11 protein-coding genes are annotated in these 19,214 nt (G+C 38.9%); 6 read left to right on the forward strand and 5 right to left on the reverse strand.

Annotation, left to right across the window (positions count from 1 at the left end; translation table 11 throughout):
• The first annotated feature begins 4 nt into the window (after nt 1-4).
• From G9C87_RS13945 to G9C87_RS13970, 6 genes are all read left to right on the forward strand, one after another.
• Complete coding sequence (locus G9C87_RS13945; RefSeq protein WP_172282147.1) at nt 5-2,329, forward strand: glucosamine-6-phosphate isomerase; 2,325 nt, start codon at nt 5-7, stop codon at nt 2,327-2,329.
• A 55-nt stretch (nt 2,330-2,384) separates the two neighbouring features.
• Nucleotides 2,385-4,772, forward strand: coding sequence for an endo-beta-N-acetylglucosaminidase H (locus tag G9C87_RS13950; protein WP_172282149.1), 2,388 nt, complete (start codon nt 2,385-2,387; stop codon nt 4,770-4,772).
• Nucleotides 4,773-4,957: 185 nt separating this feature from the next.
• Nucleotides 4,958-5,824 (forward strand): ROK family protein, encoded by an 867-nt coding sequence (locus tag G9C87_RS13955; RefSeq protein WP_172282151.1) that lies wholly within the window; start codon nt 4,958-4,960, stop codon nt 5,822-5,824.
• Nucleotides 5,825-5,836: 12 nt separating this feature from the next.
• On the forward strand, nt 5,837-8,107 hold the full coding sequence (locus tag G9C87_RS13960) for a GH92 family glycosyl hydrolase (protein ID WP_172282153.1): 2,271 nt from the start codon (nt 5,837-5,839) through the stop codon (nt 8,105-8,107).
• A gap of 34 nt (nt 8,108-8,141) precedes the next feature.
• Complete coding sequence (locus G9C87_RS13965) at nt 8,142-8,639, forward strand: phosphoheptose isomerase (protein ID WP_172282155.1); 498 nt, start codon at nt 8,142-8,144, stop codon at nt 8,637-8,639.
• A gap of 75 nt (nt 8,640-8,714) precedes the next feature.
• A complete protein-coding gene (locus G9C87_RS13970) occupies nt 8,715-10,826 on the forward strand; it encodes a glycoside hydrolase family 97 protein (RefSeq protein ID WP_172282157.1) in 2,112 nt (703 codons plus the stop codon).
• Nucleotides 10,827-10,877: 51 nt separating this feature from the next.
• Here the strand turns inward: G9C87_RS13970 and G9C87_RS13975 are convergent, their stop codons facing one another.
• The 5 genes from G9C87_RS13975 to G9C87_RS13995 form a co-directional block, all read right to left on the reverse strand.
• Nucleotides 10,878-12,221 carry a sugar porter family MFS transporter gene (locus tag G9C87_RS13975; protein WP_172282159.1) on the reverse strand — a complete coding sequence of 448 codons (1,344 nt, stop codon included), beginning with the start codon at nt 12,219-12,221 and terminating at the stop codon, nt 10,878-10,880.
• A 6-nt stretch (nt 12,222-12,227) separates the two neighbouring features.
• The gene (locus G9C87_RS13980; RefSeq protein ID WP_172282161.1) at nt 12,228-13,982 is read right to left on the reverse strand and encodes a class I mannose-6-phosphate isomerase; all 1,755 of its coding nucleotides are present in this window, start codon (nt 13,980-13,982) and stop codon (nt 12,228-12,230) included.
• Nucleotides 13,983-14,011: 29 nt separating this feature from the next.
• Nucleotides 14,012-14,935 carry an ROK family protein gene (locus G9C87_RS13985; protein WP_172282163.1) on the reverse strand — a complete coding sequence of 308 codons (924 nt, stop codon included), beginning with the start codon at nt 14,933-14,935 and terminating at the stop codon, nt 14,012-14,014.
• 8 nt (nt 14,936-14,943) lie between these two features.
• Complete coding sequence (locus tag G9C87_RS13990; protein WP_228457013.1) at nt 14,944-18,270, reverse strand: glycoside hydrolase family 38 C-terminal domain-containing protein; 3,327 nt, start codon at nt 18,268-18,270, stop codon at nt 14,944-14,946.
• Between the two features lie 65 nt (nt 18,271-18,335).
• On the reverse strand, nt 18,336-19,091 hold the full coding sequence (locus G9C87_RS13995; protein WP_172282165.1) for a GntR family transcriptional regulator: 756 nt from the start codon (nt 19,089-19,091) through the stop codon (nt 18,336-18,338).
• Nucleotides 19,092-19,214: the final 123 nt, after the last annotated feature.

The following is a 19,214-nucleotide window of genomic DNA, read 5'->3' on the forward strand; positions in this document are numbered from 1 at the left end:
AAAGATGGAAAATACTAAAATTTTTACCCCCGTAGAGCTTACCTTTTTGAATGATGTTCCAAGAAGCAATAAGGTAAACGTTCCCTACATCGTCGTAGATAACTTTCCGAAGCTTGGGATGCTTTCGGCATTCCGGTTTCTGGAGTGGGTTCACAAGAATCCAAAAGGAGTTATCAGTCTGCCAACAGGAAAGACTCCGGAATATTTTATTTACTGGACAAAGTATATTCTCGATCATTGGGAGGAAGAAAATGTAGTAAGGCTAAGGGAAAAGCATCAGTTGTTATTTGCTGATAAACCATCGCTGGCTGATCTTCATTTTGTCCAAATTGATGAGTTTTATCCCATAAAATCTTCACAAGCTAATAGTTTTTATCATTATGTAAACAAATATTACATTGAAGGGTTTGGGCTTAAAAAAGAAAATGCTTTACTTATTAATTGTGATGAAATCCCTTTGGCGGAAGGTAAAAGTTTTGAAGAAGTTTTCCCGGACAGCAAAGTAAATCTTGAACTAAGATATCGTGAAGCCCTGAACCCTCTTGAAAAATTACAAAAAGAATCTATTTTCCTCATTGATAACTGGTGTTCAGGATATGAACAAAAAATCCGTCAATTGGGAGGAATTGGCTTTTTCCTAGGGGGTATTGGTCCAGACGGACACATTGCTTTTAATATCAAAGGTTCGGATCCTTATTCTACGACAAGGCTGACTTCGACTAATTTTGAGACGCAGGCAGTTGCTGCGGGAGATCTGGGAGGAATTGAAATTTCAAAAGAGCGTCTTGTGATCACCATAGGTCTTGAAACCATTATTTATAACAAAGATGCTGTTGCTATTATTTTTGCAGCAGGTGAAGCGAAGGCTCCTATGATCAAAGATGCAATGGAACTTCCTCCTTCCAATTTATATCCGGCTTCTGTCCTTTCCCAACTTTCTAACGGACGGTTTTATCTTACACAAGGTGCGGCAAGTATGCTGAAAGACTATATTGATAACTATTATCATTCTGGAAGCTGGTCCCAGGAAAAGACCGATAGAGCTGTAATGTCTCTGACCCAAAAGCTAAACAAATATGCAGAACATCTTTCGTTGGATGATCTGAAAGGGGATGATTATACAAAACTAATTCCGGATGTAAGCAATACTACGGTACAGCAAGTTATTGCGTCCATTGAAAATAAAATAAAAACAGGAACAAAACCGCTCAGCAATGAAGTCTTTTATCATACCGGACCCCATCATGATGATATTTCTTTAGGATTATTACCATATATTCATTATCAGTCCCGTAATGAGACCAATTCTTCTCACTATTCAGTTCTTACCTCCGGATTTACTGCTGTTACCAATAAGTTTTTAATAAAAATCCTTCGCGATACGCTTTCTTTTATCGGAAGAGAAGAAGTTGAAATGCTCAATTATCCCGATTTTTTTGAAAACGGATATAAAAATAAAAAAGATAAAGATGTATATCATTATCTGATCAATATTGCCTCCGGAAATGAAGAAGAGCGGGCGAGAGCTGTTTCTCATAGAATGGTAAGGAATATTGTCGAGCTCTGGAATCTGAAAAGCAAGTCTGGATTACGCGAAAAGATCAGGGAGATCATAGACACGGTTAACTCCAGCTATGACGGACAAAACCCTGAACCGAAAATTCAGATTTTAAAAGGGATGATCCGTGAATATGAGGAAGAGCTTGTATGGGCACATTTTGGGGTGAGAACAAAAAACGTAAGCCATCTGAGGCTCGGCTTTTATACGGGAGCCATTTTTACGGAAAAACCAAAAAGAGAACGGGATGTTCTTCCTATTTTACAACAGTTAAAGGAAATTAACCCTACAGTTATAAGTTTAGCTTTTGACCCTGAAGGAAGCGGCCCTGATACTCATTACAAAGTTTTGCAGGCTATCGCTGAAGCGGTAAGAGAATGGGGCAAAGAAAAAGATCTTTCCGGTCTTAAAATCTGGGGTTACAGAAATGTATGGTATCAGTTTAATGCTGCAGACGTCAGCCATATATTCCCCGTATCACTTAATGCCATGAGCACAATGGATGAGAGCTTTACCAACAGCTATCTGAGCCAGGTAGATGCATCCTTTCCAAGTTACCGTTACAATGGGAAGTTCAGCCATCTGTCAATACAAACCTGGGTAGAACAGCTCAAAGCGGTTCAGCTGGTATTAGGGAAACCATATTTTTATGATAACGAGAGTCCGAGGCTGAGGGCAACCCACGGATTATTATTCTTTAAAGAAATGAATGTAGAAGAATTCCTTCAATCTGCGAGGGAGCTGGAGAAGTCAACGGAAGGAGCCTTCTGACCCATTGTTATACCTCCGGATTTATAAACCAGGTCAAAAACGAAATAATTATACTATGAAAGGAAAATCTATTCTTATTGCATTGGTCTTATTAATAGGGCAGGCAACATCTTTATTACGGGCACAGCTTAATCCTTTGGGGATATGCTATGTGGAGGTTAATAACAGCAATATTCTGAACGCAGGGTCATATACTTTGCAAAACAGTAACAAACAACTTTTTGACGTTGCTATTATCTTCGCGGCCAACATCAATTATGATGTTTCCAAAAGCCGGGCTTATATTTCCAACAATAATAATGTGACAAAAGTATTAAACGATGTCGACACTTATGTAAGGCCTCTACAGCAAAAAGGAATCAAAGTATTATTAGATATCCTGGGGAATCATCAGGGGGCGGGTATCTGTAACTTTCCGACCCGGGAAGCGGCACGTGATTTTGCTTTGCAGATAGCCCACACCGTATATACCTATGGCCTGGATGGAGTTGATCTTGACGACGAATATGCAGATTATGGAAATAACGCTACCGGACAGCCGAATAACAGTTCTTTTGTTATGTTATTACAGGAGTTGAAAGCTGCCATGCCGGATAAATTAATTACATGGTATTACATTGGCCCGGCAACAACAAGGCAAGCTTATAATGGAGATAATGCCGGAAACTATATCAATTACGGATGGAACGCTTATTATGGCACTTATAATGCTCCTTCAATACCTCCTCTTGCCAATTCTAAAATTTCTGCGGCAGCAACCTGGATCCAGAATACTTCTGCTTCTACACTTTCTACTTTAGCAACGAGCACAAAGAATGACGACTATGGAGTTTTTATGTGGTATGATCTTAAAGGAACCAATGCTGCCAGCTATCTGAGTACGGGATCTAACATTCTCTATAACGAGAACACACAACTTAGTGGCCAGCTGTATACCTGGACACAGGGAGCATCATGTGATCCACCATTAGGACTTGAGGTGACCAATGTTGCAGGAACTTCAGCTAAATTAAACTGGACTTCAAACGGTTCTCAAACCTACAATATAGATTATAAGGCAGCCAATTCAACAACGTGGATTAATTTGGCAACCAATTACTCCGGAAATAATATCAATGTAAACAACCTGGCTTTAAGTACAGATTACGATTGGAGAATTCAGTCCAATTGTTCTTCTACGCTGAAGAGTACATATCTTTTTGCTCCGAGATTTAATTCCGGAAGCGGATGTGAAATTCCGGCAGGCCTTAAGTCGGAAAACTTCCTGGGAACGACAACAAAGCTGTCATGGAATGCCGGAAGTGCAACTTCTTATACCTTACAGTATAAAACAGCTGCCGCTACAACATGGACAACGATTCAGAATATTACAACCAATACATATAATCTGCAAAATTTAACTGAAAATACAAATTACGTTTGGAAAGTACAGGGAGTATGCAGTGCATCTACTGTAAGTGCATATTCTGCAGAGGCTTCATTTAACAGTGGTTTTGCGCCGGTTCAAAGTCCTGGACCAAGATCTCTTTCTTTTAACGGCAGTAGTCATTATCTCAATGCCGGCCAGTTTAATCTAAGTGGGAATGCACTCACTTTTGAAGGATGGGTGAAAGTAAATGCGTTTAAAACTGCTTTCCCTAATATTTCTTCAGTAATTGGGATTGAAGTAGGAGATAATAATTCTGCCATTCTGAGATTTGGGGATGCCGGTCTTACAAACAATAAATTACAATTTATATTAAGTTTCGGCTCATCTCAGATTAAGCTGAACAGCAATACTGGATTGAATACCAACACGTGGTATCATATCGCTGCCACTTATGACGGAACGGCGATGAAAATTTATATTAACGGAACTCTTGATGCAAGTGCTGCAGCCAGCGGAAACTTTACAGCCAATGGAATTCTTTATCTGGCAAGAAATTATGATAATTCAAGAACATTGAACGGTTTCCTTGATGAATTCCGGGTGTGGAAAAAAGCATTGACGGCTCAGGAAATTATGAATGACAAATGTAATATAGCTTCTAATAGTGCAGGGCTTGAGGCTAATTGGAAAATGGATGAGGGAAGTGGTAACGGAGCTTTAGACGCGACTTCGAATACACATTTTGCGACTCTTATTAATATGTCAAATGCCAACTGGACAACAGATGTACCTTGCAATATTTCATTATCAACAAAAGACAATGTTCTTGAAAAAGGAAATAATGTCTATCCAAACCCTGTTAAAAAGGGAAATGATATTCATTTTGTAATTAATGATCGTTCTGCTAGTGAAGTATCCCTATATGATCTTTCAGGGAAGTTGATCAAAAAACAGAGTGTAGATAAAGATAAAATAACGATCAATACTCAAGCTTTATCGTCCGGAACATATATTTATAAAGTGGAATCAAAAAATGACCGCATTATATTTTCAGGAAAAATAATAGTGGAGTAAGTCTTTAAAAAATTAATAAAATTATACAGTTAGAATTTAAATTTGGAATCTAAGATAGGCAGACAAGTGGCAGGAACATTTAAAAAATGAATTTAGGAATTATTGAATAATAATGATTTTGCTTTCTTGTTTGTCTGTTTTTAGATGATCAGATATATCTACTGGAATTAAAAAATAAGAGAATTATGCAAAATGCATTAGGTATAGACATTGGCGGATCGCATATTACAATGGCTCAGGTAGATCCTGAAAAGCATGAAATTATAGGTTCCACTTATATCAGGGAGCATGTTGACTCATTTGGCGGACGGGAAGATATTTTTTCCGCCTGGGTTTCTGCAATCGGGAAAGCTGTAGTAAATCTGAACAGGGAAGAACTCCTTATAGGCATTGCAATGCCGGGACCTTTTGATTATAAAAACGGAATTTCTCTGATGCAACAGGGAAAATTTATCGATATCTACCAAATAAATATCAAAGAAGAACTGGCCAGCAGGCTTTCTATATTAAATGAACAGATCCACTTTGTAAATGACGCTGCCGCATTTCTGGAAGGCGAAGTTTTCGGAGGTTGCGTTACTGAATATAACCGTGTATTTGGGATAACGCTGGGAACAGGATTAGGAACAACATTCTACAATGGTGAGACTTCAACAGATGAGGATTTGTGGAATTCTCCTTTTAAAGATTCCTTAGCTGAAGATTATCTTGCCACTCGATGGTTTGTTAAACGATATGCGGAATTAACAGGAAGCGAAATCTCAGGAACCAAAGAATTACTTGATAAGCCTAAAGACATCCAATCCAGGATATTTCAGGAGTATGCAGATTCTTTCTCGGAATTTATTGTCAAATATGTATGGGATTACAGGCCGGAGGTCCTTGTAATAGGAGGAAACATTGCGAAAGCATATCCTTATTTTGAAGAAAGATTTAGTGAGAATTTAGTAAAAAATAATATTAACTTGCCTGTTAAAATTTCGGCTATTTTTGAAGACGCTGCCATCTTAGGTGCTGCAAGCTATGCTTTGAAGAAGACCTTAATCAACTAATAAAATGATATAATGAAGTTTTTATTTTCAACTCTTTTTCTTCTGCTTAATGCGCTGGTTTTTGGTCAGAATCCATCTCCTGCAGATTATGTAAATCCATTAATGGGAACCCAATCTAAGCCATCATTGTCTAACGGTAATACTTATCCTGCGATAGGGCTTCCATGGGGAATGAATATCTGGACTCCCCAAACAGGTAAAATGGGTGATGGATGGGCTTACACATATGATGCGGATAAGATCAGAGGATTTAAACAAACACATCAACCCTCTCCATGGATGAATGATTATGGGGCATTTGCAATTATGCCGGGTGTCGGAAAACTCAGGTTTAAAGAAGAAGATCGTGCCAGCTGGTTCAGCCATAAAGCAGAAATTGCAAAACCATATTTTTATAGTGTTTATCTCGCTGATATTAATGTTACTACGGAGTTTACACCCACAGAAAGAGCAGCATTTTTCAAATTTGATTTCCCTAAAACGGATAGTGCTTATGTTGTAATTGACGCGCTGAATAAAGGTTCTTATATCAAAATTCTTCCGAAACAAAGGAAAATCATAGGATACACGACTAAGTATGCCAGAGGAAAATATGAGAATTTTAAAAACTATTTTATTGTTCAGTTTGATAAAGACTTTGATGTAACGACAACATGGAAAGATGATCGGTTGGTAAATGATCAATTGGAAATTACCAGCGATCACACAGGAGCTATAGTTGGATTTAAGTTAAAAAATAAAGAATCGGTTTATGCAAAGGTAGCTTCATCATTTATCAGTTTCGAACAGGCAGAAATTAACCTTAAAAGGGAAATTGCCGGCCGCAGTTTTGAGCAGGTAAAAGATAACGCGAAAGAGATATGGAACAAGACACTTGGAAAGATTGAAGTAAAGGGAGGAACAGATCAGCAAATGAGAACCTTTTATTCCTCTTTATACAGAACCTTATTTTTCCCACAAAAATTATATGAGATCGATGCTCAGAATAAAGTGAAGCACTGGAGTCCGTACAACAGTAAAATATTGGATGGGAAAATGTTTGCCGGAACCGGTTTTTGGGATACATTTCGTGCATTATACCCATTTCTGAATCTCGTATATCCAAGCATCAACGTAGAGATGCAGGAAGGCCTTGCCAATGCTTACAAAGAAGGAGGTTTCCTGCCAGAGTGGAGCAGTCCTGGGTATTCTGATATTATGATCGGGAACAATTCTGCTTCCGTTGTTGCTGATGCTTACATTAAAGGATTGCGTGGATATGATATTGAAACCTTATGGCAGGCCGTAAAACACGGGGCAAATAATGAAGGTCCTATTGAGGCTGTCGGCCGTAAAGGGGTGGAATATTATAATACCCTGGGATATGTTCCATATGATGTGAAAATTAATGAGAATGCAGCCCGTACTTTGGAATATGCTTACGATGACTTTTCAATTTATCAGTTAGGAAAAGCTTTAGGGAAACCAGCGTCAGAAATTGATATCTACAAAAAAAGAGCCTACAACTATAAGAATATGTTCGATCCTGAAACAGGTCTTATGCGAGGTAAAAATAAAGACGGAAAATTTCAGTCACCTTTTAATCCTTTTAAATGGGGAGATGCCTTTACCGAAGGAAACAGCTGGCATTACACATGGTCGGTTTTCCAGGATATAGATGGTCTTGCAAAGCTGATGGGTGGTAAAAAGAAATTCGAATCCAAACTGGATGAGGTGTTTTCTCTTCCTCCTGTTTTTGATGATAGCTACTATGGAAGTGTGATCCATGAAATAAGGGAAATGCAGATCATGAATATGGGGCAGTATGCCCACGGTAACCAGCCTATACAGCATATGGTCTACCTGTATAATTATGCCGGAGCACCATATAAAACCCAATATTGGGCAAGGCAGGTAATGGATAAACTTTATCAGGCGACACCGGACGGATATTGTGGGGATGAGGATAACGGGCAAACTTCTGCATGGTATGTTTTTTCTGCATTAGGATTTTATCCGGTAACACCCGCTACGGATCAATATGTTTTAGGGGCGCCATTGTTTAAGGAAGTTACCGTACATCTGGAGAACGGTAAAAATATCGAAATAAAGGCTCCGGAGAATAGCAGTGAGAATCTTTACGTAAAATCTCTGAATGTAAACAATCAGCCTTACTCCAGAAACTGGTTGAGTCACAAAGACCTTCTTCAAGGTGCAGTTCTGGATTTCAAGATGAGCAATCAGCCGAATAAAGATAGAGGATCACAGGAAAAGGACTTTCCTTATTCGATGTCAAAAGAATAAATCATTTTAACAATAAACTTTAATAGCGATAATTATGAGTGCGGAAAAGAAAGAAATATTTGATAAAGTAGAAAAGATGCTAGGAGCTCAGAGCTTTAATCTTGTTGCAAAAGATGATACAAGACCGTGGGGTGGATTTTTTGTGATTGATGAAGCGCAGGCACAGGATTTTGCGAATCAATATTTTGACGGAATAGATGTGGAAAGCCTGAAGATCGGAGGAAAATTAAGTCCGAAAATTCTTCTGGTGGCGCCACAGGCAAGATTGAGCTGGCAGTATCACCACAGGAGAGCAGAAATCTGGCAGGTTGTTGAAGGAACAGTAGGTATAAAAAGAAGTAATACCGATGAAGAAGGTGAACTGCAGGAATACAAGCCAAAGGATCAGGTAAAACTTCAACAGGGAGAAAGACACCGATTGATCGGACTGGATGGCTGGGGTGTTGTAGCCGAGATCTGGCAGCATACGGATGCATCAAATCCATCGGATGAAGATGATATTGTAAGAGTACAGGATGATTTCGGAAGATAATTCCGGTAAGTATAATTGATCTCTGTCCGCCATTTTCCCAGAGAATGGCGGACAGTGTTTTTTAAGATTATTATAATGAAAATAAAGACTATATACTTTTGTATGAGTATGTTGTTCACGATTGTTACGAACGGACAAATACTCTCGTCACCCAATAATCAGTTTAAACTGAACTTTAAAATAGAAGGAGAGGGAACTCCATATTATTCATTAAATTATAAAGATAAAACGGTTTTAAAAGAAAGCCAGTTAGGATTTGTTTTAAAACCCTCTTATTCCTATTTCTCCGATTTTAAAGTAGAGGGGATTGATTACTCATCTTCCAATAAAACCTGGAAGCCGGTTTGGGGACCCAATAAGGAAGTAGCTGATCATTACAATGAAATGCTTGTCCATTTAGTTCAAGATAAAACCGGCTGGAAACTGGATATCAGATTCAGGCTATTTGACGATGGTTTAGGTTTCCGGTATGAGTTTCCTGTCCAAAAGGATTTAAGACATTTTACCATAAGCAGTGAGAAAACAAGCTTTAATTTAGGAAAAGATTATAAGGCATTTTGGATCCCTGCCGATTATGATACGAATGAGTTTCCGGTTACTACATCAAATCTATCCGAAATTTCAAAGCTGATCGATGAGGTACGGAAAGAACCTCTGGCAGCAAAAGCACCAAGTGCCAGTCTTGCTGTACAAACACCTTTGATGCTGAAATCAAAAGACGGAGTTTATATTAATATTCATGAAGCAGCTCTTACCAATTTTGCTGCAATGACACTCAATCTTGATGAGAAGAATTTTATTCTTTCTTCCAATCTGACACCTGATAAAAATGGAGACAGGGGTTTTGTTCAAACAGGTTCTGTAAGCCCATGGCGAACTTTGATTATCAGCAGTGACGCAAGAGATATTTTGGCTTCCAACCTGATTGTTAATCTTAATGAGCCAAGCAAAATTGAGGATACTTCATGGATCAAGCCGACCAAATACATTGGAGTATGGTGGGAATATTTTACAGGAGGTGGATCTACCTGGGCTTATTCAGACGATCAGGATATCCGGATCGGGCAAACGGATTATAAAATCCTAAAGCCGAATGGAAGGCATGGCGCGAATACCAAGCATGTTAAAGAATACATTGATTTTGCTTCAGAAAACGGCTTTGATGCTGTTTTAGTGGAAGGATGGAATGAAGGATGGGAAGATAATCAGGCTTATAGAAAAGAACATATTTATAGCTTTACCAAAGCTTATCCCGATTTTGATGTAAAAGAACTGCAGGCTTATGCCAAAAGCAAAAATGTAAAGATTATCATGCATCACGAAACAACATCATCTGCGGTAGATTATGAAAGACAATTGATGGACGCATTTCAGTTTATGAAAGACAATGGATACGATGCCGTAAAAACGGGATATGTAGGGCCTATTATCCCGCGGAGTGAATATCATGACAGCCAATGGATGGTTAACCATTACAACTACGTTGCTGAAATGGCTGCAAAATATCATATTATGGTAGATTCACATGAAGCAGTGCGGCCAACAGGTCTTTACAGGACTTACCCCAATTGGATTGCTCAGGAATCAGCACGCGGAACAGAATTTGAATCTTTCAATGGCAACCGTCCGGATCATACCACCATATTGCCATTTACAAGGCTAATAGGAGGCCCGATGGACTATACACCAGGGATATTCGAAGGAGATCTTTCGGTTTATGGAACTAATAAAGCGAAGTTGAGTACAACGCTTACCAAGCAATTAGCACTTTATGTCACAATGTACAGCCCGCTTCAGATGGCTGCAGATCTGATTGATAATTACAAAAAATATCCTGATGCTTTTCAGTTTATCAAAGACGTGGCAGTAGATTGGGATTCTTCATATATTCTTGAGGCCGAGCCGGGTGATTATATTACCATTGCAAGGAAAGCTAAAAATAAAGATGAATGGTTTGTAGGAAGTATTACTGATGAAAATCCAAGAGAAGCAACGGTAGATTTGTCATTTCTACCTAAAAACCAAAAATTTGAAGCGATAATTTATAAAGACGGTAAAAATGCCAGCTGGAAAAACAATCCTAAAAGTTATGAGATCTCCAGACAAATAGTGAGAACCAATACTAAGCTGAAAATCAAAGCGGCTCCCGGTGGGGGATTTGCGATGAGTATAAAGCCGGTAAAATAATAAAGAGTGATTGAAATCCCAAAATTAAGAATTTCAATCACTCTTTTTCATTTATAGAGAATTATGTATTTCCTCTAAGGTTTTTCCTTTGGTCTCAGGTACTTTTTTCCAGACAAACAAGAGTGCTGTGATAGCGATGGCCATGTATAACCAAAATGTAAAAGCATTACCAATAATTCCGACAAGAACCGGAAAAGTTTGGGAAACTAAAAAAACGGCTGACCATAGAAAGAAAGTAGCCACGGACATAGCGGTAGCTCGAGCCTTTGTTGGAAAGATTTCTGCAATAACCACAAATGCAAGAGGACCAAGGGACATGGCAAAACAAGCAATGTATCCAAGGATCGCGATAAGTATCAGATACCCCTTTTGTTCATTAAAAAAGGCAAAACCAATAATAAATAAACAAATAGCCATGCCGGAAATACCAAGAAGCAGTAACTTTTTTCGTCCCCATGTGTCTACATATTTTATGGCTACAAAAGTAAAAAGAACATTGATGATCCCCACAAGAACGGTTTGCATGAATGCAGAGTCTGAACCGACTCCCGTTGCCTTGAAAATTTCAGGAGCATAATACATAATTGCATTGATGCCGGTAATTTGTGAGAATATAGCAAGGAAGATACCTATAGCCAATGCCCGTTTTAATTTGGGCTCCTTAAGCGCACTGAAAGAAAGAGATTTTTCCTCTTTTAAAGCCCCCTTGATGGAATCCAGCTCCTGCCGTGCAGTTGTAGGATCATTAATGATTTCCAGAATTGCTAATGCCTCAGTTTCTCTTTTTTGTCCGGCCAGCCAACGCGGGCTCTCAGGAACAGTGAAGAGCAACAGAATAAAGATAATGGCAGGAATAATTCCCGAACCAAACATCCATCGCCATCCTGTAGAAATATTCCAGCTTTCGTTATGAATGCCGGCAATATAGGCATTCACAAAATAGATAACCAGAATACCACTCACGATTCCCAGTTGGAATATGGATATCAGACGTCCTCTTATAGCTGCAGGAGCCATTTCTGAAATATACATCGGCGAGAGCATGGAAGCAATTCCGATACCCATTCCTCCTATCATCCGGAATACTACAAATATCCACAGATTAGGAGCCAGTGATGTTCCTATGGATGAAATAGTAAACAATAAACCCGAAAGCATTAATACTTTTTTACGACCGATACGATCACTTAATGTTCCTGAATACACAGCACCTATGATGCAGCCCAGCAGAGCACATGAAGCTACCCAGCCTGTCATCAGATCGGATAAATGATAATAAGTTCGCATAAAGCCAATGGCTCCGGAGATTACAGCGGTATCATAACCGAATAACAATCCGCCTACTGATGCTACAAGAGTTGCCTTAAGGATTGTAGAATGAAACGTTTGCTGCATAGATGTTTATTTTATAACTTTTTGAGAAATCATCTGAGTACGTATGCTTGCTTTAATAGTCACACATTCTTTTCCTTCACTCTCTCCATATGGGCTTATGGTATACAGTCCTACATGAGCCGGAACGATAAATGTTTCAGCATAATGAATAACATAAGGCTCAAAAAAATGTTCTGGGCTTTCCACAATAATTTCCCTTCCATCAACAAGGTTGAGTACATTTACCACACCTCCGGTATGATGAACTACTTTTTTAGTGAACCAATGTCTTCTTGTTTCAATAAATGATAATGCATCTAAACCTGTACGTTCTTCCCGCCAGCCATCTCCTTCAGCAATAGGTTCTGTAAGGTTTAGTATATTTTCTTTGGTCCATGAAGTGGTTCGATCCCATTGTATAACATTTTTACCATGTGCCAATGATATGGGACGCGGTTTGCCATCCAGTCCCATACGCCCCCAATCCCATAATTTAAAAGTAAAAATATAAGGAGTTGCACTGATTTCCAATACCACAGAATTCGCTCCCGAACAATGTACAGTGCCCGAAGGAATAGATAGATGATCATGTTTGCGGACCGGCCATTTTTGTACATACTTCTCTGCGTCAAAAGGAACCTGATCATGTTGCGCAGCTTCCAGCTCCTTCATCATAAGCTGAGGGTCAATATTTTCTTTTAACCCCAAATAGACAAAAGCATCTTCTTTAGCATCCAGCATATAGTAACTTTCATCCTGTGTATAGGGCATCCCAAACTTTTCTTTGATGTATTCCTTAAGTGGATGTACCTGTAGACTCAGATTACCCCCTTCCATAGTGTCCAGAAAGTCAAAACGGATAGGAAACTCATCCCCGAATCCCTCATATACTTCTTTTCCCAGCAAAGCTTCTGGCTGGAAAAAAACAAGATTGGAAGAAGGTATTTCTACAACCTGGTTTCCGAAACCCAATAAGAGACTATTCTCTTCAGGGACACAATCAAATCCCCAGGCGTAATTCGGAAAACTTCTGTCCAGATCACATACCTCTTTTAGCCATTGGCCTCCCCATGGGCCGGGATCAAAAAACGGGACAACCCTGAAAGGAGCGCTTACCGTTTGCTGAAATGCATCAAATAAAGCAACAGTACTTATCATTTTAGGTTGATGTGGTATGGTCGTATCCAGAAGAAACTGACACTTATTCAATATTTGTTTCTTATAATGGTCACTAACGCGCCAGTCTACAAAATAAGCATGTTTGTATTGATATGCAAAAGAATCAGTATAGTTGGTTCTGCCCAGATTGCAGGCTGTATCTTTTCGGAAACGCATTTGTATTTCCCATCGAGGCATATCTGCATACATGGAAAGGTCTGCCTCGTCTGCAATTAAAGTGGCACCAGGGCCTATGATCACAGCACAATCCCCGATTTCTGATAGAAGGCTTTTGAGATCTTTAATCTTTTTAAAATCAAAATAATCTTCCAGTTTTAGGGAGGATATATAGCCAAATACAGGATCATCCGTTACATAAGGCTGTACCAGTGCTGCAATTTCTTTTTCCGGTTTCATGGCCTGAATGGTATTGATCACCAATTCAGGATTTAGTATCTCTTTCAATGAGCTGATGACCTCTTCCAGATAAACCCCTGGATAGCACTCAATCGCGATAACTCTAGGATTACTTTCTTTTATTTGTTCAGTAATATTCTGCCAACCTGAAAAACAAGAGTGGCCTTTGATTTCAATGACGGGAAATTTATTAAAGTTTGATTTCATCTTGTGCAATGTTTATCTGTCATATTATTTTATTGGTTGTTGATGAGATGGGCTATGCCCAATAGGGCAGCTGTGCCGGAGAATTTTCCTTCAGTAAGATGAACTTTTCCCCAGGGTGTCCATGCGTAAGTTTCAATATAGTTCCGTAAATAGGGTATGATAGAAGAACTGCTACCCATAATCCCGCCTGTAAGCACCAGTATTTCGGGGTCATAAGCATGAATCAGATTAACAGCACATGCAGACCATGCCTGAAGGCTCTGATTCCTGATCTCTAATGCTTTTGTATTTCCTTCTTCAGCCAGAGTAAAGATCATTTCAAAATCAACTACCGAAGAAGCTGGCAGATCTTCTGATTTAGGCATGTTTGCGAGATTCCATGTTGAAGCTTCCGTTTCTACACAACCTTTATTGCCACAATTACATACATTTCCTTTATAATTGATCACCGAATGTCCTCCAAGAATACCCGCCGTAAAATGTTTCCCCTTCAATAATTTTCCTTCTATGATAGCCGCACTGCCTATTCCAGTTCCCAGTGTCATGAGAACTGCATTGTCATGATTTTGTGCATTACCATATATCCATTCTCCTACCAACGCACTCCTGGCATCATTCTCTATGAAAAAAGGAAGATTAAACATCTTCTGGCTCCATTCCTCTAAATCGATTTCAGGAGCATCTCCAAATTTCTTATCGATAGAAAGTACTTTTTTCCGGTGGCTGTCTACGATCCCGGGAGAAGCAATACCTAATCCACCCAGATCCGATAAAGAAAGTTGTTGCGGCTTTAATAAATTTTCTACAGCTTCCCGGATATAAGGAAGCCTGGATCTGAGACCATTTGCGGAATAGGCATCAATAGAGGTGGAATCCAGTAAAATGCCATCTTGCATAATGGCGATTTTAATCTTTGTGCCTCCCATATCTATGGCAATAACCGGTTTCGACATAACTTTAATTAAGGAATAAGTTTAATTTCAATAACATCCATTCCTGATAAACTAAGTTTTTCGTCAGGTGTTATTGTTTTACCAGTTTTTACATCAATGAGCTGAGATGGTTTTAGCTTTTCCCAGGCAAATGTTGTTGTCTGTTCCCGCTCGTCTGGATTGTATAGTCTTATAATAAAGCTGTGATCTTCTTGTGGTGTTACACTTGTCACAACAATTTTGTCATTGCCAACTTTGAAAAGACTTCCGCCAACTTTGAATTTTTCATCGACAGAAACGGCAATAAGAGGTTGCGTAAAAGCAGACGCATACTTTTCATTTTCTACCGAATCAAATGATCCATGTGGACGTAGAGCATAGCGGTAATGCACAGGACCTTCCTGATCTGCTTTATAGTTGGTGTGCCAATAGTTGTTCATTGCATAGCTGAACCAATTGGTAGTGCCGGGAGTTCCTTTGTCTTTCCATTTTTTGTGGCTGTTATCAATAACCATTCTTTCGTCGATCATCTCAGTAGCTTCAATAAGGGGTGCTTCTAAAACCATCCATTGCATTCCCTTTTGTCCAAAAGAAGCATCTATCCATCGTCGGCTATACCAATAATCCATGTTGGAACCGGGAAGCTGATCAGTAAGATATCTCATGATACCATAACCTGCATCTACTGTTATATTCTTGAACTCAGCATTGAAGGGAAAACCAAAGTGAACCGATTCTTTGGTAGGTATAGGTTTTTTATCCACAATATTTTCCAATCCTACTTCATCACTATCCGCAAACAAAGTAAGAATTCTTTCCAGTTTATTAGCACCTGGTGCTTCTGATATCAGAGAGATTTTGCTCATAACAGGTCCATTCTCTAATACTTTTACCTGCACATTCATATTGGATTGAGCTTCCTTTGGATCAGAACCAGGAACATACCAATAACTGTTTAACCCTTGGTTGTTAAAAATTCCTGCGTAATTAATATTGTTGTTATCGGTAAACTGGGTAATGCTTCCAGTCTTATGATCCCAGGTCACAGCAACCTTTCCATTAGAAATACTATTGTTAGTAACAGAAAAAGGCTTTGCGGAAGATACTTTTGCTTTAATGATAATGTAGTTTGCTGACCCTAGTGGAGGAACATCTTTTGCGATGAATACCATAGTTCCGTCCTGCAGCTTTTGTAAAGGAGCTGTATGACCTGATGCATCCTGGACGGCATTCCCCAATGATGTTCCAGGAATAATTACCGCACCACTTCGTAACCATGATGAGGTGTTGAAAACTGCAATGGTTTTGGATACAGGATTGGTTATAGGCTTTAGTAAATCAGCTTCCAGTTTGTTAGCCAAAGAACTTCCGTCAGTAGAAAACTGCTTTTTTACCTGCCATTGATCTTTAACGAACGGAAGGTCAGGAGCAGTAATACTGTTAAAGGCTCCCCAGGTATGCTCATGAAATAAAATGACATTTCTCCATGCTTCATAAAAACTTTGGCTGTTATATTGAGTAGGATTGAGCATTGAGTAAAGGGTGGTTAGCTGTTGTAGCTTAAGGCTGCTGTTTCGGTTAATCCCTTCTTCCCTGGCCGTAGACATTGCTCCGTCTTCCCAATGCGGACTGATATCTCCTTTTACTATTGGAAGCTGATCTCCATATTTCTTTTCAAAAACTTCAAACATCTTTTCATTCGTACTGAGAACGATTTTAGGCGAGATATATTTTTTATTCCACTCATCTACAAACTTTGATATTGAAGGATCTATAGGACCATTATCAGAAACAATATTATAACGCCACTGTACCATATCATAAGGATAATTGGTTTTGGTAAGGTCATCAAGATATTCGGCAATCTTTCTTTGCCCGTTTTCAAATACACCACCCGGATGGATGCCGTGCCATGAAGAATAACCTCTTCCGGCTGTCCAGAATAATATTTTTTCTTTACCCGAAGGCGATTGCCACCATACTGGTTTATCACCCCAGTTTTTTACAAAATTTCCGACCCGGTCTCCAAGATATGGGTTGGTTTTTCCAAGATAATTGGGGCCACTGGAAAAATATTTTACTCCCGATGCAGTAAGTGCAGGAACCAATGACCAGGCAAAGCCGGGAACATCAGACATCATGGCACTGTTGATCTTTAATCCATATTCTTTTTCCAGCTTTTTCGCATATTCCGTATAATGGTATAATTCTTCGGGCTGGCTAAGCCCCGTTAAAATATTACCATACATTGCTGAAAGACCTATATCTCCTTCTTTTACTGCTTTTACAAATAATTGTTTATCCTGAGGAGTAGCTTTTCGCATAAAGTTTTCTACATCCCATAGTGCTTCGACATTATATTTAAAACGAGCTTCTTCAGGTAAGTTCCGTGTTTTCTCAATCATTTTCAGGGCATCATATATATTTTGAGTATGAATCCTTTCCACTTCAGATTGTAAATGGGAATATCCTACATCTGTATGAGAATGATGTATGAAATATAAGGTGCGGGGAACGATAGCTCCAGCCTCAATGGTTTTACGGAGAAGTTCCTTATTACCGGAGGTAACTGATAACTGAACACTGCCTCCTTCAGGTGCAAGATCTACAGGAAGGTCAAATGTTTTAATACCATCCGGAATAGTAAAGGAGAAGGAATTCTTATTGTTTATTTTAGCCGTAATTTTTTGTTCAGGACCAAAGTGTAATGTAGTAAGGGTAATAAGACGTTTTCCATCTTTTAAAATGAAAGGAGTGGGGGAAGCATCCATTTTCTCCTGGAAGGTAAATTTGTATGTCATGAACCAGTCCCTGCTATCCTGAGCTTGTCCTACAAGTTTCAGACGTAAAGGTTTTCCCGGAGTTACTTTATTGGCAGGAACTCTGAGATAGGCAATACCATAAGAATCTTTTAAGCCGTCCATTTTAGTCTGGTGGAATACAAATGCAGTACTGTCTGCTGCTTTGGAAATCCAGTCCGGATACTTATTTCCGGGATAAGTAGTGAGAGTAAGTGCTTTTTGATTGTTGATGTACAAGTCAAAATGGCGAATACCTCCACTGCTTCCCGAAGAATGGGAGACCAGCCAGTTAAAATATACATATTGCTTATTGCCTTTTTGTGGCACAGGAGCAGTTTCCCACTCAATTGCTTTTGCGCCATCCGTTGTGCGCGTAAGCAAAGCTCTCGTTGCATGATCCGGAAATGTAGAGAAATAATCAATATTCTCACCACTTATTTCCTTTTCATAACCGTTGGTAGACTGTATGTTACCAAAATAAGGAACTTTTTTTTGACTATAAACAAAATTGCCTGTCATCAGGAAGGACATCAGCAAAAGAAAATACTTGTACATGGACTTCATTTTTGGTTATATGTTAGAATGTTTGAACATATTAATGTCTAAAAAAATAAAACCTGCTAAGAAGATTTATTAATATCTATCGTATAGGTAAACTTATCAGAACGGTAGTATCCCACATTATATTCTACCGGCTTTCCATTGATATCATACACGAAACGCTCACGTTTCAGAACCGGAAAAGCAGCCGGTACTTTTAGTTTCTTTCCTATCACGGCACCAGCCTGGCAGGCGCTTATATTTTCACGGGACCGGTGTACTATGACTCCATGATTCTCCTGCAACATGCTATACAATGGCATATCAAAATCATCATTTTTATCCAGGCCTATTCTTGGATGAAAATAGCTTTCAAAATAGACAATCGGATCACCGGAATTTTCTCCTTTTAATTTAGAAAGCTTAAATATTTTTTTATCTGGTGAACTGTTAAAAAAATGGCAGATTTCTTCATTAGGCTGTACTGTTTCTGTTTTTAACAATTGGTTAATTACATGAATACCTTTCTCCTGCATTTCTCTTGTAAAACTATACCAATGATCCAATCCTGTTGTAAGGCTTTTATTTTCAGCCACACGTGTTCCGACCCCTTTTTTCCGTACAATAAGACCTTCATGTTCCAGTTTATTGGTTGCCTGTCGGATGGTGTTCCGGGAAACTCCCCAAAGATTAGCCAGATCAACCTCCTTAGGTAACAGAGCTCCTTTTTTATAAACTTCCATCTTGATAAGTTTACGGAAAAGTTCTTCTACCTGTACATGCAGAGGGAGTTTACTATGATGATCTATCGTGAAATCTTTGGTTGGTATGTTCATACATATTAGAAAGTGTAAATATATAAAATTTTTAATGTAAATAGATTTTTTAAGTATTTTTTTGTTCTTTGTTTGTAAAATGGCAAAATCGGAGATTTGCAAAATTGTCATTTAATGCCTTTA

It is taken from the genome of Chryseobacterium sp. LAM-KRS1 (assembly GCF_013184525.1).
Lineage (GTDB): Bacteria > Bacteroidota > Bacteroidia > Flavobacteriales > Weeksellaceae > Chryseobacterium > Chryseobacterium proteolyticum.

Coding starts and splice junctions, on each gene's coding strand:
- G9C87_RS13945 (WP_172282147.1), top strand. CDS start 5: ATGGAAAATACTAAAATTTTTACCCCCGTAGAGCTTACCTTTTTGAAT.
- G9C87_RS13995 (WP_172282165.1), bottom strand. CDS start 19,091: ATGAACATACCAACCAAAGATTTCACGATAGATCATCATAGTAAACTC.
- G9C87_RS13975 (WP_172282159.1), bottom strand. CDS start 12,221: ATGCAGCAAACGTTTCATTCTACAATCCTTAAGGCAACTCTTGTAGCA.
- G9C87_RS13960 (WP_172282153.1), top strand. CDS start 5,837: ATGAAGTTTTTATTTTCAACTCTTTTTCTTCTGCTTAATGCGCTGGTT.
- G9C87_RS13990 (WP_228457013.1), bottom strand. CDS start 18,270: ATGTACAAGTATTTTCTTTTGCTGATGTCCTTCCTGATGACAGGCAAT.
- G9C87_RS13955 (WP_172282151.1), top strand. CDS start 4,958: ATGCAAAATGCATTAGGTATAGACATTGGCGGATCGCATATTACAATG.
- G9C87_RS13980 (WP_172282161.1), bottom strand. CDS start 13,982: ATGAAATCAAACTTTAATAAATTTCCCGTCATTGAAATCAAAGGCCAC.
- G9C87_RS13950 (WP_172282149.1), top strand. CDS start 2,385: ATGAAAGGAAAATCTATTCTTATTGCATTGGTCTTATTAATAGGGCAG.
- G9C87_RS13965 (WP_172282155.1), top strand. CDS start 8,142: ATGAGTGCGGAAAAGAAAGAAATATTTGATAAAGTAGAAAAGATGCTA.
- G9C87_RS13985 (WP_172282163.1), bottom strand. CDS start 14,935: ATGTCGAAACCGGTTATTGCCATAGATATGGGAGGCACAAAGATTAAA.
- G9C87_RS13970 (WP_172282157.1), top strand. CDS start 8,715: ATGAAAATAAAGACTATATACTTTTGTATGAGTATGTTGTTCACGATT.